The 16,301-nt window shown below is 42.7% G+C and carries 14 protein-coding genes and 1 pseudogene; 7 read left to right on the top strand and 8 right to left on the bottom strand.

The window, feature by feature from the left end:
- The 3 genes from F6K52_RS17590 to thiS form a co-directional block, all read left to right on the top strand.
- Window positions 1-535: transposase (locus F6K52_RS17590; RefSeq protein ID WP_293080028.1), on the top strand; the 535-nt coding region annotated here is incomplete at its 5' end.
- A gap of 183 nt (window positions 536-718) precedes the next feature.
- Entirely contained in the window at window positions 719-1,801 is a 1,083-nt protein-coding gene (locus tag F6K52_RS17595) for a thiamine phosphate synthase (protein ID WP_293080031.1), read from the top strand.
- An 86-nt stretch (window positions 1,802-1,887) separates the two neighbouring features.
- Window positions 1,888-2,112: a sulfur carrier protein ThiS gene (thiS, locus tag F6K52_RS17600; RefSeq protein WP_293080033.1), complete on the top strand. Its 225-nt coding sequence runs from the start codon at window positions 1,888-1,890 to the stop codon at window positions 2,110-2,112.
- Window positions 2,113-2,207: 95 nt separating this feature from the next.
- Here thiS and F6K52_RS17605 read toward each other — a convergent pair whose 3' ends face one another.
- Together F6K52_RS17605 and lhgO are read right to left on the bottom strand one after the other, a co-directional pair.
- Entirely contained in the window at window positions 2,208-3,395 is a 1,188-nt protein-coding gene (locus F6K52_RS17605; protein WP_293080036.1) for a class I SAM-dependent methyltransferase, read from the bottom strand.
- 89 nt (window positions 3,396-3,484) lie between these two features.
- A complete protein-coding gene (gene lhgO / locus F6K52_RS17610) occupies window positions 3,485-4,693 on the bottom strand; it encodes an L-2-hydroxyglutarate oxidase (RefSeq protein WP_293080038.1) in 1,209 nt (402 codons plus the stop codon).
- A gap of 323 nt (window positions 4,694-5,016) precedes the next feature.
- On the opposite strand from lhgO, the gene F6K52_RS17615 reads away from it, so the two are divergent.
- The gene (locus tag F6K52_RS17615) at window positions 5,017-5,166 is read left to right on the top strand and encodes a hypothetical protein (protein WP_293080041.1); all 150 of its coding nucleotides are present in this window, start codon (window positions 5,017-5,019) and stop codon (window positions 5,164-5,166) included.
- Window positions 5,167-5,282: 116 nt separating this feature from the next.
- Here the strand turns inward: F6K52_RS17615 and F6K52_RS17620 are convergent, their stop codons facing one another.
- Window positions 5,283-6,512, bottom strand: coding sequence for a class I SAM-dependent methyltransferase (locus tag F6K52_RS17620; protein WP_293080044.1), 1,230 nt, complete (start codon window positions 6,510-6,512; stop codon window positions 5,283-5,285).
- Between the two features lie 418 nt (window positions 6,513-6,930).
- Between F6K52_RS17620 and F6K52_RS17625 the strand changes: the two genes are divergently transcribed.
- Entirely contained in the window at window positions 6,931-8,430 is a 1,500-nt protein-coding gene (locus F6K52_RS17625; protein WP_293080047.1) for a HEAT repeat domain-containing protein, read from the top strand.
- Between the two features lie 132 nt (window positions 8,431-8,562).
- Here the strand turns inward: F6K52_RS17625 and F6K52_RS17630 are convergent.
- From F6K52_RS17630 to rfbF, 3 genes and pseudogenes are all read right to left on the bottom strand, one after another.
- Window positions 8,563-9,779: pseudogene (locus F6K52_RS17630) on the bottom strand (class I SAM-dependent methyltransferase).
- Window positions 9,780-9,985: 206 nt separating this feature from the next.
- Window positions 9,986-11,050, bottom strand: coding sequence for an SDR family oxidoreductase (locus F6K52_RS17635; protein WP_293080050.1), 1,065 nt, complete (start codon window positions 11,048-11,050; stop codon window positions 9,986-9,988).
- A complete protein-coding gene (gene rfbF, locus F6K52_RS17640) occupies window positions 10,974-11,825 on the bottom strand; it encodes a glucose-1-phosphate cytidylyltransferase (RefSeq protein WP_293080052.1) in 852 nt (283 codons plus the stop codon). The genes F6K52_RS17635 and rfbF overlap by 77 nt, the downstream gene beginning before the upstream one ends.
- A gap of 643 nt (window positions 11,826-12,468) precedes the next feature.
- On the opposite strand from rfbF, the gene F6K52_RS17645 reads away from it, so the two are divergent.
- Both F6K52_RS17645 and F6K52_RS17650 read left to right on the top strand, forming a co-directional pair.
- Window positions 12,469-12,633 carry a hypothetical protein gene (locus F6K52_RS17645; protein WP_293080054.1) on the top strand — a complete coding sequence of 55 codons (165 nt, stop codon included), beginning with the start codon at window positions 12,469-12,471 and terminating at the stop codon, window positions 12,631-12,633.
- Window positions 12,634-12,971: 338 nt separating this feature from the next.
- Complete coding sequence (locus F6K52_RS17650; RefSeq protein WP_293080057.1) at window positions 12,972-14,066, top strand: calcium/sodium antiporter; 1,095 nt, start codon at window positions 12,972-12,974, stop codon at window positions 14,064-14,066.
- Between the two features lie 488 nt (window positions 14,067-14,554).
- Here F6K52_RS17650 and F6K52_RS17655 read toward each other — a convergent pair whose 3' ends face one another.
- A complete protein-coding gene (locus tag F6K52_RS17655) occupies window positions 14,555-15,637 on the bottom strand; it encodes a RuBisCO large subunit C-terminal-like domain-containing protein (protein ID WP_293080061.1) in 1,083 nt (360 codons plus the stop codon).
- Window positions 15,638-15,664: 27 nt separating this feature from the next.
- Window positions 15,665-16,219 (bottom strand): acireductone dioxygenase, encoded by a 555-nt coding sequence (locus F6K52_RS17660; RefSeq protein ID WP_293080064.1) that lies wholly within the window; start codon window positions 16,217-16,219, stop codon window positions 15,665-15,667.
- Window positions 16,220-16,301: the final 82 nt, after the last annotated feature.

Consider the following 16,301-nt stretch of genomic DNA (forward strand, 5'->3'; position numbering starts at 1 on the left):
CTCTCCAGGGGGTCGGGTTTGCACCGCCATCCAGATGAACAGTTATAACTTTTGGGTTATCCCCGCGAGTTACCTAAGTCATACCCCTCTATTTTCTAGAGGCTCCTACTTAGAACAAGCCGCACGAGTTAAGAACCTGGTTAAGAACCATTGTCTTGCTAAGTCTATTAATGATGCAGGTTGGTACAAATTTCGGGAATGGTTGGAATATTTTGGTCAGAAGTTTGGCCGGATAACTGTTGCTGTCAATCCGGCTTACACAAGTCAAAATTGTTCCGATTGTGGCGAAGTGGTGAAGAAATCGTTGTCAACTAGAACTCATGTCTGTAAGTGTGGGTGTCGGTTAGATTCGCCGAAGGCGACGCTACGCGAACGAGACCATAACGCCGCTCGAAATATCCTAACCAGAGCCTTGGGTACCGTGGGGCACACGGGAACCTTCCAAAACGCTTGGGGAGATCTGTCCTCTACTCTTCCTGGTTCCGACCTGGTTGAGCAAGACGGGTCGATGATCCAAGAATCCCCTGGCTTATAGCCATGGGGAGTGTCAAATAACAGTTTGGTTGAATGTCAAGCTTGATCGTATCCATAAACTAGGATAGTTGTAATCTATTTGTAATCATTTATCACTTGAAATGTGTCCGTTGCTAAATGTTACTGACCGGATAAACAAGCTTTCCATCCACTGTTAGGATAGATAATAATGGAGTAGTTAGTAATGGATGACCAACACAGCGGCATTATGGGTCAAAAATCGGCAGTTTGCCGAATTTTGGATGCAAATTTAGACCGAGCTAGAGAAGGCTTGCGAATTATTGAGGAGTGGTGCCGCTTTGGTCTCAACAGCGCCCAGATGGCTGGGGAGTGCAAGGAAATGCGCCAGGAATTAGCCCGTTGGCACACCTCGGAAATCAGGATATTCCGAGATACCTCAGGGGATCCAGGGACTGGACTAACTCATCCCCAGGAAGAACGACGTTCGAGCATTCAGCAGCTTTTGCAGGCTAATTTGTGTCGGGTGCAAGAAGCACTACGGGTATTGGAAGAATATGGTAAACTGTACGATGCTCAGATGGGGATCGCCTTTAAGCAGATGCGCTATCGGGTTTACACCCTGGAAAGCAATTTACTGGGATATCAGCGTCATCAGTTGCTAGAGCGATCGCATCTCTACTTGATTACATCCTTGTCAGACCAGTGGTTTGCCAAAGTAGAGGCTGCCCTCCAAGGTGGACTAACCTTGGTACAGTACCGGGAAAAACAAGCAGATGATGGGGACAAACTGGCGGATGCTCAGAAACTTTGCCAGCTGTGCCATCACTACGGTGCTTTGTTTATTATGAATGACCGGGTGGATTTAGCTCTGGCAGTGGAGGCTGATGGGGTTCATATCGGACAACAAGATGTACCAATTGCCTTAGCACGGCAGCTCCTCGGCTCCCACCGTATCATTGGTTGCTCGACTACTAACCCTGATGAACTACACCGGGCAATTGCTGAAGGGGCAGATTATATCGGTGTTGGACCGGTTTATGAAACCCCTACTAAACCCAATAAGCAAGCAGCTGGTTTGGATTATGTCAAGTATGCTAAAGAGCATGCTACAATTCCATGGTTTGCAATTGGGGGAATTGATCCAAACAATTTAAACTATGTCTTGGATGCCGGAGCTCAACGAGTGGCGGTTGTGCGGGGGATCATGGAGGCAGAACAACCGACTCTAGTTACTCAATATTTTCTGTCCCAGCTAAAACGAGAACACACTCTTCGATCTCTTGAAGCTGGGGTTTCTAAACCCTAATGTCATAAAACTAGATAATAGTTAGACATGTTAGGTAATAAGTAATAGTGACTAATTTTTAATAGCTTGCTGGTAAATATTAGCTGATGATATCTAAAAACACAACTCAAATTACCCTTGAAGTTAATGGTGAATCCCGTACCTGCTCTTCTGACACTAAACTACCCCAGCTATTAGAACAGCTAGGCTTAAATCCGCGCTTGGTAGCGGTAGAATACAATGGTGAAATTATCCATCGGCAGTTTTGGGACCAGACTCAAATGCAGGAGGGAGACCAGCTGGAAATTGTGACTATTGTTGGCGGGGGTTGACTTCATCGAATCCATCTGACCATCCGCCCATCAATCTTCTTGATGATGGGTATTCAACTGGACTTGATATCACCAAAGCTAACGGTAAAACACAATCAAACACACATTAATTCAGGAGTTAGACCTAGATTTTTGCATAATTGTCGAATCTCTTCTTCATAGATAGGGTTCATCACAATAACCAGATCAGGTTGGTAATCCTGGAGAAATTCTGGTGGCACAATTTCCTGTCCCGTTCCAGCAACGTACTTTCCCTGTTTGCGGGGATTGAGATCTACGATGTAATCAATCACATCTTGGCACTTGAGCAGATTCAAAAAAGTAACCCCTTTTGAGCCAGCACCCCATGCTACAGCTTTTTTCCCAGTTTGAGCGATGGTTGTCAGTTTGTGCTCCCAGCTTTCTAACTTCTCTTGAAACCTAGCGGTAAAGCTGGCAATATCCTGAGTCAATACCTCGATTTCATCCGGTTTTCCATAGCTGTTCGGGATTTCCCCATGGACTGGCTTTGCTTCCAGGCACAGGAACTGACCACCAAAGGCCTCCTTGATTTCAGTAACTTGAAACCCAGCATTGGTAAAAGCTTGCCCTAGAGAAGAGGGGGCGAAATAGCAGCAGTGTTCATAGATAATATCCCACACCGCTAGATGACGAAAGGTATCTAAGGCGTTGGGGACTTCAAAGAAAACAACAGTATTGAGGCGAGAACCGATGGCCTGTCGCAGTGGCTTGAGCAAATCTGCGGGATTGGAAATGTGCTCTAAGGTGTGCCGACAACAAATTAGATCAGCTTGATACTCTTGGTAGAGCTGTGAATAGAAATCTTGAACAAACTTGACTTGAGTCTGAAGTGGTTGATGCTCTGACCTAGGAACATAGCTGGGGTCAAAACCTACTCCTCGGTTATTACCTAGTTCACACAGACTTATCAGAAAATCCCCTTTGCCACAACCAATTTCAATAATGTCTTTATTATAGAGATTGTGGCGCTTCACTAATCCAGCGGCAAGGGATTGGGCATAGTCCTGAAATCGAGGAGAGTAGTGTAAGGAATTTTCATAGTCCTGGGAATAACCCAATTTAGTAGAGTCAAACGCTAGGTTACTAATAAAACCACAGCTAGGACAAAACCCTAGTTTGATATCTCCCTTGAAACAGTTTTGAGCAGTTTGACGCGATCGCCACAGCAGATTACAGTACACTGGCACCGCCAACATCTCAAAAAACACCTCTAAATCAGCAGAGGCACATACAGGACAGTTGTGGTTAGATAAGGTGTTCATTTCAAGTTTTCACTCCATGAGACTAGTACAGGGAAAGTACAAATAATCAGCTATCAGCTGACGGCTGATAGCTTTTAAGGAAACTTGGGTCAGATCACCCTTTCGAGAGTTTTCAGTGTCGGGATTTCACTAGCGATCGCATTACCAATTTCCAAAGAAGCCGTAGCACCAGGAGAGGGAGCATTACAAACATGCATAGCTTTAGGAGCATTGACAATTAAAAAATCATCCACCAGCTTGCCATCATTTTTCAAGGCTTGAGCTCTGACCCCAGCATGGGTGGGAACTAAGTCATCTGCTTGGATTTCAGGAATCAACCGTTGCAAACTCTTAACAAACGCAGCTTTACTGAAGGAGCGGATGATTTCCTGAATCCCGGCGTCTCCATGTTTGACAGCTAGTTTCCAGAAACCGGGATAGGTCATGACCTCCACAAAATCTCGCAAGTCAAAATCAGTCTTTCGATAACCTTCGCGCTTGAAACTCAGTACAGCATTGGGTCCAGCATGGACACTGCCATCAATCATGCGGGTGAAATGAACCCCTAGGAAAGGAAAATTCGGATTAGGAACTGGATAAATTAGGTGCTTGACTAGGTAGCGTTTCTCTGGCTTGAGTTCATAGTACTCACCCCGGAAAGGAACGATTTTAGCTGGAGGCTCAGCATCACCCAACTTAGCAATGCGATCGCTATGTAGTCCAGCACAGTTGATCACAAAGCGAGTGGGATAGTTACCATTGTTGGTTTCGAGTACTAAACCATCCCCAGTTTCCAGGATTTTTTCAACCTTACTATTGAGACGTAAATCCCCTCCCTGGACACGAACCAGTTCAACGTATTTTTCACAGACCTGCTTGTAGTTTACAATCCCAGTCGAATAAACTCGAATTCCCGCTAAACAGCGCACATGGGGTTCAATTTCCTTAACCTCTTCACCAGTAATCTTGGCAATTTCTATACCGTTTTCCAAACCCCTTTGGTAAAGAGTATCCAGCAATGGTAGTTCTTCTGGTTCAGTTGCTACAATCACTTTGCCACAGATGTCATAATCAATGCCATGCTTTTGGCAGAATGCCACCATCGAGCGGTTTCCTTCGTAACAAAACCTAGCCTTGAAACTCCCTGGTTTGTAATAGATTCCAGAATGAATCACACCACTGTTATTGCCAGTTTGGTGAGCAGCCCAACTGCTCTCTTTTTCCAGTACCAGAATTTTGGAATCTGGATAACGTTGACCCAATGCCATGGCTGTGGATAAGCCAATGATTCCTCCTCCAATAATCGCCAAGTCGTACATGGTTATTTTTATTACTGAAACTATTAACGTTAAATTTTAAAGTTGAATGTTGAATGTTGAATATTAAAAGTTAACCGTATCCCTTAGAAAGGTATAATAAGGGTAAATATAGTGTTTTTTTGTATGGTGAGGTACACCTTAAAGCTCAAAAGCTTGTTAATTGAGACTTATGGTCTACCTCATTGGAGTAAAAACCGCTATAAACAATTAATCATCAAAAAAAGTATGGTAAGCCTATTCACTTACCATACTTTTTTTTACCATAAAAATTATTGGGATATTTGCCATTTTGGCCTGGGCGACCAAACAATAAAAAATCACAAATGACAAAGACTCTTTTTACCGCAAGCATCCAAGCCTTTGGCCTTTTGGCCTTTTGGCCACGCTACGCGAACGGCCACGCTACGCGAACGGTTATTGCTCAACTTTGCTGGGTGCTTTCTGATGGAAAAAATTTTTACAATTTCACATAAACCGATTTGCTTAACCTATTCTACTATAGTCATTAGCATTTCCAGTAAACACTTTATGAGTCATAAGTCTCTAATTTTTGACCTATGACTCATAACTCATGACTAATGAATGATATTTATAGAGATATAACCTCTGTAGTTACTCCCATCTTATCCAACATTTGCTGAATTTCATCACAATATATGGAATTCATGACAATCACCTGATCAGGTTTGTATTGCTTCAAAAACTCTGGTGCCATAATTTTTTTACCAACACCAGGGATAAATTTCCCATGACGATGGGGATTAATATCTACCACGTATTCAATTTTGTCTGTGGTATCAAGAGTGGTTAGAAAAGCCACACATTTGGAACCCGAACCCCAAACGACAACACGCTTGCCTTGAGCATGCATCTGCTCTAAGTGCTGCCTCCAATTCTCCAGCTTCTTGGTAATCTCGTTGGTGAAGTTTTTGACATGCTGAGTAACTTCCTCAAGACTCTCTTCCAGAGGATGTACTTTATCAGATGGGATGGTGACAGGTCGGGTTTCAATTAACAGATATTGTTCACCATAAGCTCGATACAGGTCAGTCACTTCAAAACCACAGTTGCGGAATAATCGCGCTAGGGATCCAGGGGTGAAATAAGAGCAGTGTTCGTAGTAAATGTCTTCAAAAGCTAAGTCTTTGAGTACTCGTATGGTATCTGGTATCTCAAACACCACAACGGTATTGAGGCGATCGCCAATGGAGCGGCGCACAGTACTAATAAACTCAGCAGTAGGATAAATATGCTCTAGGGTATGGCGACAACAGATAAAATCACCTACATACTCAGCATAGCGCTCTGAGTAATAGTCTTGAATAAAGGTGACCCGGTCAGCGGCTTCACTCTGGACTCGTCCTACTACAGCAGACGGGTCAATACCAACACCACGATTTTTACCTAATTCGCACAGCAGCAAGAGGAAATCTCCTTTGCTACAACCAATCTCTATAATGTCTTTGTTATGAAGGTCGTATTTGTCGATCAGATGATTGGCTAGATCAAGAGCAAACTGATTGAAGGTTGGGGAAAAACTCTGTTGGTCTTCATAATTGGGAGCGTAAGCTGACCACCTGGGATCAAAGGAAACATTAGTGATGAAGCCGCAGTCTTGACAAAAACCCAAAACCACATCACCGCAAGGGAAGTCTAGAGCTGCTTCCTGGGTTGACATCATTAAGCAACTGTGAACTGGTACGTTATGTACTTCATAAAATAGGGACAATCCTTGGTGTCCACAGTTGGGACAAATGTGTTCTGATAATGAAATCGGTTGTGTGTGAGCAAAATTTTTGGGCAATGCTTGTTGTATCATTTTGAGTGACTCTTTTATAATTTAAATGTGATGACTTCAGAGCATTTGAGTGCCAATCAATATCAATCCCAGATTGAACGGGTAATTCAGACCCTTAAGGACGATATACCAACCCTGTATTAGCAAGATATTGCCTATAATTTTTATACAAAAAATAGTTAATTTCAATACCAAATTAGTCGATTTAAAGTAAAATTAAACTATCGAATTATATTTTCGATACTGAGATTTCACGCTCGGCTATTTTTGAGCACAATTTATTTCGTTCTGCACTCACGGGGTGACAACAAAGCTCAAACCTAGATAGGTGTTAGGTGTTAGGTTTTAGGTATTGGGTAAAATGAGTGCGATGAGTCATTTTTATTTGCCAGCAATTACCAGATATTAATCCAGTTTTTAATTAAAAACTATCGATAAAATGGATAAAAATCCTAGAAAAAATCAGGATATTATTACAGATTTTAACCTTCACAACAAACAACTGGTTCAATCAGATCAGAATGGGTATGTGCGAGCAGTAACAGTGGCAGAATTAGTATGTGGTGGGCAGAATGACCCGGATACCCCACTCATCCTCAAACAATTAGCTCAATCGGATCAGTATTGGGACGTACGACAAGCAGCAGCCGAAGCATTAGCCCATGGTTGGAAAGATCATCCGGTTACCTTACCTTTACTCAAACAATTGGCTCAATCGGATCACAATGACTATGTGCGACAGGTAGCAGTGCAAGAATTAGCTCGTGGTTGGAAGGGTGAACGTGATATCTTACTTATTCTTAAACAACGAGCTCAATCCGATCAGGATTCCGATGTTCGAATAGCAGCAGTTTCAGGATTAGTCGATGGTTGGCAAGATCATCCGGATACATTACCCATTCTCAAACAACTGGCTCAATCTGACCACAATTCCGATGTGCGACGAGTAGCAATGGCAAAATTAGTCCATGGTTGGAAAGATCACCACGATACTTTAGCTATTCTCAAACAACTGGCTCAATCAGATCAGTCTTGGCGTGTGCGACAAGCAGCGATAGCAGAATTAGTCAGTGCTTGGAAAGATGATCCAGATACGTTACCCATGCTAAAACAATTGGCTGAATCGGATCAGGATGCCGCTGTGCGACAAGCAGTAGCCGAAGCATTAGCTCGTGATTGGAAAGATCACCCCGATACGTTACCCATGCTAAAACAATTGGCTGAATCGGATCAGGATGCCGCTGTGCGACAAGCAGTAGCCGAAGCATTAGCTTATAGTTGGCAAAATCACCCCGATACCTTACCTATTTTCAAACAATTGGCTGAATCGGATCAGGATTTGGCTGTGCGACAAACAGCAGCCGAAGCATTACCTCGTGGTTGTAAAAATCACCCGGATACGTTACCCTTTCTCAAACAATTGGCTAAATCGGATCGGAATCGATATGTGCGGCAAATAGCAGTGCAAGTATTAGCCCGTGGCTGGAAAGATGAACCGGATATCCTACTTTTTATCAAACAACGGGCTCAATCGGATCGGAATTTGGATGTGCGAATAGCAGTGCTGGGAGAATTAGTCCGTGGTTGGAAAGATCACCCAGACACTTTACATTTTCTCCAACAACTAGCTGAATCAGATCCGCATTGGCGTGTGCGAGCAGCAGTTATGACAGAATTAATCTGTGGTTGGAAAAATCAACCTGGGATGTTTGAATTTTTGTGCGTTCGCGCTGTCAATGATCCCTTTTCTCGCAAGCAGCGCCGGGAAGAAAACCCTCGGCAAATTGCCCTTACAGCAATCATCGATTACTATCAGAACCATCCCCAAACTCTGCTGCTGTTGCGAGACAGAGCAGAGCATGACTCAGATCAGAAAGTACGGAAGTTCGCTAAGAGTAAATTGACAAGTATCCGTACCCTCCCGCACTCCAATGCATGACAAAGCTGACTTAAATTATAGCATGTATAAAATAGGTGACGTATACAAGTTTGGGATTTTATGGAATAGCCATTTATCCCTACTTCCTACTTCCTACTCTCTTGCTTTATATTAAACCGTCAACCGTCAACTCTAAACAATCTTTGGTTGTGGAATCGGAATAATAAATTTCCCTCCTTGTTGTCGATATGCTTCTTGTTGCTGCAAAATCTCATCAGCAAAATTCCAAGCTAGCAGCAAGACATAATCTGGTTTATCCTCTAACAGTTTTGATGGTGGAAAATAGGTAAATGATTAATGCCCATGTAGCGACCATGTTTGAAGGGATTTAAATCCACAACATAATCCACCAGGGTTTTATTAATCCCAAAATAACTGAGCAGAGTAGTTGCTTTAGCTGCTGCTCCATAGGCTGCTACCTTTTTACCCTGTTTCTTCAAATCCCATAGGATATCTAGTAAAGAAAGCTTAATTTCCTGAACACGATTAGCAAAATCACGATAGTAATCAATGCGGTCAACTCCCCGCGCTACTTCTTCTGCTAATAGAGATTTTACGGATTCCTTAACCTGTTCCTTAGGCTCCACAAATAGCCGTAACGAACCCCCATGGATTGGAGTACGTTGGATGTCATTTAGGAATAAACCATGTTTCCTAAACAACCGATCCAAAGCAGTTACTGAAAAATAGCATAAGTGCTGATGGTAGATAGTGTCAAATTCACAGTGATCTACCAAGTCAACCACATAGGGGACTTCAATCACAGCTACACCAGTCTCTTTCAGCAGAACGCCAATTCCTGCTACAAAGCCATTCAGATCTGGCACATGAGCCAAGACATTGTTAGCAAGAAAAACATCAGCTTTCCGTCCTTGAGAGTGTAGCTCTATTGCCAAATCTTTCGTAAAAAATGTACAAAGAGTAGGAATACCTGCTTTTTGGGCAGCTTCCGCAGGTCCAGAGGCTGGGTCGATTCCCAGCACCGAAATTCCTTTTTCAACAAAGTTCTTGAGCATATAGCCATCATTACTAGCTGCTTCAATCACTAGACTGTTGCTATTGAGTTGTCTTGACTCAATGATGGCTTTGGCACTATCTCCAAAGTGTTTTAGTAACGATTTTGATACAGAAGAAAAATAGGGATAGTCTCGACAAAATAGGATTTCGGGGGGGACACTTTCGGTGATTTGTACTAAACCACTGTTAGGAGAAAACGCCAGATCCAATGGAGCAGTATATTCAGGCTTTTCTAACTGTTCTTTAGTAAGTAATCCATCAGCTAATGGGGTGTAACCGAAGGAAAGAATTAACTCTAAGTCATCAGTGCTGTTAGCACGGCAAATAGGCATTTTAACTAGTTATATAAATTTTCATAAAAAGTGAGCGACATAGTTTTACCTTTTAAGTAAAAAGGTAAAAGGCAAAATACAAAAGACAATAGTAAAGATAGTTTGAATGGAATCAGCGTCAAAAAAAATTTCCGCCCTGTTGGTAATTGGTAATTGGTAATTAGAGTAGGATTACCGATTACCGATTACCAATGACCCAACAAATCCTAAACACTCATGGCTTGTATTTGAGGAGATGTAGGTAGCTGGGTACGCCAACGCAGGGTTTGATCTAATCTGCTAGTGCTAAGTAATTGTTTGATGTGAGCAATACGCTGATACCTCGGTCCCTCAAACTCTTCCAAGGTTAAGCCTACGGTTTGATAAGCTTGGTAAAGTTCTTGAGCTCCCCGACGGGCATTCCATTGAGGTTTGAATTCGGGTAATGTCTGAATGATCCTACTACAATCAACGCGATAACAGCGCTTATCGGGTCCAGCATCTTTAGCGTATTCAATTTCGCAGCCTGGAACTGTTTCTTTGACAATTTCGGCTAACTCTCGAATGCGATAGTTGTCCTCATTCCGTCCCACATTAAATGCTTGATTGTGTACCACCTCACGAGGTGCTTCCAACACTGCAATAAACGCTTGGGAAATATCTTCAATATGGACAATGGGACGCCAAGGGGTGCCATCGCTTTTGATATACACTTGACCGGTGGTAAATGCCCAAGCCACCAAGTTATTGAGTACTAAATCAAAGCGCAAACGCGGCGAAACACCGTAAGCCGTAGCATTCCGCAGAAAAGTAGGACTAAAGTTATCGTCCGCTAACTGAGTAACATCTTGCTCGACACGAACTTTAGAAATGCCGTAAGGAGTGACAGGGTTGAAAGATGATTCCTCAGTCAACCAGTTATCACCACCAGCACCATAGTTACTACAGGACGATGAGAAGACGAAGCGCTCAATGCCTGCGGCTTTGGCTAACTTAGCCAAATGAACTGAAGCAGCATGATTAATCTGATAGGTTAAGTCAGGATTCAGATTCCCCAGAGGATCGTTGGAAAGCCCTGCTAAGTGGATTAAAGCATCAAATCCTTCTAGTTCTGTTGCCGTAAGGTCACGGATATCCTTTTTTAGCTCTGGAATTTCTCGGATTCCTTCACCAAAGGTACTCTTTTCAAATAAGTCGCTATCAAGACCAAATACATCATACCCTTGAGCTAGTAGCATTGGCACCATCACTGTGCCGATGTAGCCCTTGTGACCAGTTACTAATACTCGCATTATTTTCCTCCCAAATTTTCCAAGGTGCATTGCCACTGTTCCACAGACTTTCTAACCTGCGCTTGTCGCGCAAGGTATCCATGCATTGCCAGAATGAAGTGTGGTGATAGGCCATCAGTTGCCCATCTTTGGCGAGTCGCTCCAGTGGTGCTTTTTCCCACTGGGTGTCATCGCCATCGATATAATCAAAAACTCCGGGTTCTAAAACAAAGAAAGCACCGTTGATCCAGCCTTCTCTGGTTTGAGGCTTTTCAGAGAATTCTGTAATCTGGTTTCCATCTAGGTCTAAGTAACCAAAACGTGCAGGTGGACGTACTGCAGTTAAAGTAGCTAATTTGCCATGGGAGCGATGGAATTCCAGAAGGGCATTTAAATTAACATCAGAAACTCCATCTCCCCAAGTGAGCATAAATGTCTGATTGCCTACGTAGGGAGCGAGCCGTTTAATCCGACCGCCTGTATTGGTGTAAATACCAGTATTGATTAAATCAACTGTCCAATCCGGTGCTGCACCACCGTGCTGGATGACTTTGCCATTGTTAAGGTTGACCGTTAAGTTACTATTAAGTGAACTATAGTCCACCATGTATTTTTTAATAACTTCTGCCTTATAACCTAGGGCAATCACAAAATCTTGGAAGCCATAATGGTAATAATGCATCATGATATGCCAGAGGATTGGTCGCCCTCCGATTGCTACCATTGGCTTTGGTTTTGTGTCGGTTTCTTCCGCTAGACGAGTACCGAGCCCCCCGGCAAGAATTGCTACTTTCATATGACTGTTGAGACCAAAATTACTAACAACAAAATTACTAACAGGTTTTACTTCAACTCAATCATATAGTTATGAATTAAGTAATCAATAAACCTATCGATATATCCTATCAAATTCGGTTGAATAATGATCATAATTCCTGAACGGGTAATTGGTAATTCGTAATTAGTAATTGTTAGTTAGTAGTTAGTAATTAGTAATTGCTAGTTGATGATGAGCCATCACCCATTACGCATTACCAAAAATTCAGGGATTATTGGGAAAGTAATTAACCAGACTTGATATCATTCAGTATTTTCAATTAAACCCAAGTTGTAGTTAGATCTGTTGCCAGATTGGCTTGAATTAAATTAAAAAAATTTATTAATTTAATATTAAGTATTGTAATTTTTTGGACATAAAGTGGTATCTGAACAATGCTAAAAACACGATTAACTAAGAACTGCTACCACTGGATGATCAGTAAAGGTTTGGCAATATTGATTGACAAAGTGTTGATATTTATACATATAACGTATAAATATCGATTCCAAATACTTAAAAATCTAGTAGCCATTCCTCTGCACCTAGCCAAGCTCATGCTCTTCTCCCTCAGCCTGTGCAGCCTAGCAGTTCAGGATAATCTCACCAAACATCGCACCCTGTGGCAACAGGAACCTATTTGGTTAGTGATTCAATTGAGTGGAAGAATCAGAAGGGTGTGTTTGGGGCATTTCTAACTTGGCAAGGTGAAGGCACTGACAAAACTATGATCAAGCTTCAGGACAAAGCCAAAGGTTTTGGTAATGCTGAGCAGCCTTGGGAATAGGCTTAGAATTGTTGTATAGGCGTGTTTCTAGAGCCAAGTAGACTCTCTAACCCCTACTACAGTACTATTCCACCTTTTATCTATCTGTATTTAAAGCAACTTTTTTTAGAGAGTTTGTTAAGAAAAATAATATAAAAAAGTTAGCTAATAAATTAGTTAAAAACTCAAACTAAACCTGGAGAAACACAGTAAAAAATTTGCTTTATCTGTATTACTGTTGAGGTGTTTGCGGTTTGAATAAACCCTAGGCAATAATTATAAGGGCTAAGTCGAGGTTATAGCAACTTTCATGCTTGATGAAGTAAACTCGTCCTCAATGACTTACTCACACACAGCCAATGAACATAATTACTCTCATTTTATTTATTGCTGGCTTTGTACTTTTGGTTGTTGGGGCGGAAATCTTGGTCAAGGGCGCATCACAGTTGGCGTTGGTAGCAGGGGTCTCCCCCTTAGTGATTGGGCTGACTATAGTTGCTTACTGCACCAGTGCCCCAGAATTAGCCGTAGCATTGCAGTCGAGTTATGAAGGACAAGCGGATATTGCCCTTGGTAACATAGTTGGCAGCAACATTGCCAATATTTTGCTAATCTTAGGCATATCTGCAACTATGCTACCCTTGGTTGTATCCCGGCAGTTGGTACGATTAGATGTACCTTTGATGATCGGTATATCATTCTTACTCTTGTTTATGAGCTTGGATGGCCAACTGGGTAGAGTTGATGGCAGCATCCTGTTGGCTGGCGCGATCGCATATAGTTTATTCACCATTATTCAGAGTCGCAAGGAAAATCAGGAAATCCGAGACCAGGATACCCCTCAAAGCAAATATCGGCAGTCTCGTACTAGCCTTAAAAAGATACTTACTCAGTTAGGGCTGATTGTTTTCGGCTTAGGAATGTTAGTACTAGGTTCCCGCTGGCTGATTGATGGGGCTATTGCTCTAGCCAAGATGTTTGGCTGGAGCGAGTTGATTATTGGCTTAACCATTATCGCTGTTGGCACCTCTCTTCCAGAAATTGCCACCTCCATTATTGCCTGTATCCGTGGTCAGCGGGATCTTGCCGTAGGTAACGCTATTGGCAGCAATATTTTTAATATCCTATTGGTGCTGGGGATGTGTAGCTTGATTGTGCCTGATGGTGTACAGGTGTCAACTCCTGCTCTAAACTTCGACATTCCAGTAATGATTGCAGTAGCGGTGGCTTGTCTGCCAATTTTCTTTACTGGGTATCAAATTTCCCGGTGGGAGGGATTTCTCTTTTTAAGCTATTACGGTGCCTATACCTTGTATTTATTCCTCTACGCCACACAACACGACGCTTTATCACGATTTAGTACTATCATGATGACATTTGTTGTACCGCTAACGATAGTTACCCTAGTGATTTTGGTGATGCGCAGTATACGGACTACTATCAAGTCTGGTTAAATAATTACCGAATTGCTGAATTGTTCCGATTGAGCAATTCGGCCATTGTTTTGGTTAATTATTGATAAAACTGGTGCTAAGCTCAATTTGTCGAGCAGCTACCATATATCAAAAAATATAATCGGCTAACTCCAAGTAGATCTGGGCACGTTCGGTGGAAGATGCCCAAACCGTTATACCATTGTTGCGAATCAATAGGACATTGACTGATGGTGGTGCAGCCTGAAAGCGATCGCATATCTCAGTACTAAGAGTGCTCAGTCCTGAGTAAGAACTGTCGCTGTTGATGATATGTTCACGATCAATAATATTACTATAGGCATTGCTATCGCATTTATCAAAAAAGTGAGGTACTTCCGTACTTTGGTTTCCGTGGAATCAGGCATTACAGTGTAAATATTACGGATTAGGGGTAATAAACTGTATTGTACCTCATTAGTATAATCAATTATATCTTGTCATTAGCCCATCACCCGATCACCCGATCATCAATTTAAAGCTTCAAAAAATGCTTTAACGCCAGCAGCAGGACCATTGGGATGATCCATAATGCCAGTGCCAGCATTAAGAATAACCTCTTGTCCGTAATCTCCTACAACCTTAGGGACAATCCCAGCATGAATGCCAGTGGAGGGCACAGGAAATACATTACGCGATCGCAAACTATCTCGAATTCGCTTTTCCTCCTCTGGGTCAAAGGGTAAACTACCATAATGGGCGGGATATAGCACCGCATCTGCCCCACCATGAGCCATCAGGGTTCCCAAAACCACTGAGTAAGCCATCCCGTGGTTTGGGGCTCCACACAGGGCTCCTGCTAAGGCCGGATGGGCAAAAATTGGCACATTAATCTCTGGATCAGCAGCTAGGGCTTCTAAGACAGAGAAACCGTAGGTCAAGACATTCAGCAGCAGGGCATTTGCCCCTTCTTTTACCAACGTATGAGCTTTCTCAAGCAATTTGTCAGCCGAACCAGTTACATTAATGGCATAGAGTACAGTGCGCCCAGTTTGCTGTTTGATTTCATCGAGTACCTTACGGCAGACTTCTAGACGTTTGAGGGTTGGTGCTATCTCCAAATCCCCCAGAATCTCATCATCTTTAATAATGTCAAGTCCAGCTCCAGCAACCTCTTGCAAAATCTTCCCATGGTCTTCCGCTGAGAGTCCCAACGCTGGCTTAAAAATTGCCATAATCAGGGGACGGTCAACTACTCCTAGTCTTTCCCGAATCCCAGTAATTCCGAATTTGGGATGCCTACCGTAGTGTTCTGGCAAGCGCACTGCCATGACTTTAGCTGGTCCTGCCATGGAATATTTGCCAAAAATCATGGTTAGTAGAGTAGGGATATCGTTTTCCACATTAGCTTCAGGAAAACGGATGGTAGCCAAACCAGAACCATCAGGGTTAATGACACCTTGAACAACAGTACCAAGATGGGAGCGAAACACATTTTCGAGATGGGCAAAACGAGCATTCCAGGTGCCTGCGGTTTGTCCAACAGCAATCATTTTCGCTTGTTTTTCCACATCAACACCGGTCGGAAAGCGGTAGTCAACTTCAATGGACATATTAATAACTTATGAACTCGGATATTCTCAAACAGCTACTACCGGCTTCATCCGAATTTCCGTACCCGTGTATTCCGGAACCCAGCCTTCAGTAGTGATAAAGTAGCGCACAGCTTTAACCCGTCGTGATGGGGTCAGATAAAACCAATGTTCAGTATTCGCTGGCACATTAATGTACTCCTCGGGCTGCACAGTCAACTCCATTTGGCTGCCATCAGGACGTACAAACCCAAAAACCCCAACTCCAGCAACTATGTAGCGTACTTCATCGTCAGTATGGTAGTGACAATCCTTAAATTTGGAAAGGAGGGCATCAATATTAGGTAAGTCTGGGTAAAGAACGAGTAAGTCACGGGATTGATAGCCAGCGGTTTCCTTAAGTTGTTCAAAATAGCTATCTAAAGCTTTAAGTACTGTCTCCTTTTCAATATCACTAAGGGTGTCTTGCTCTAGAAGGCTGTGAATTTCTGGGTTGTCCCCTACAGACCAGTGATTTAGCTGAACCTTCAGAGGCGCTAATTCTTGGGCAATATCACTGAGCTCGGTATAGGTTGTACCATCTTCAAGTCGCAAAACCCCCATGATGTGCCTCCTGTTGGCTCTTCAGTATCCAAAGCTGATAATTATAATATTAATAATTGATGTAGGTCAACCCACACCAGCA

It is taken from the genome of Moorena sp. SIO3H5, from assembly GCF_010692395.1.
Classification (GTDB): Bacteria; Cyanobacteriota; Cyanobacteriia; order Cyanobacteriales; family Coleofasciculaceae; genus Moorena.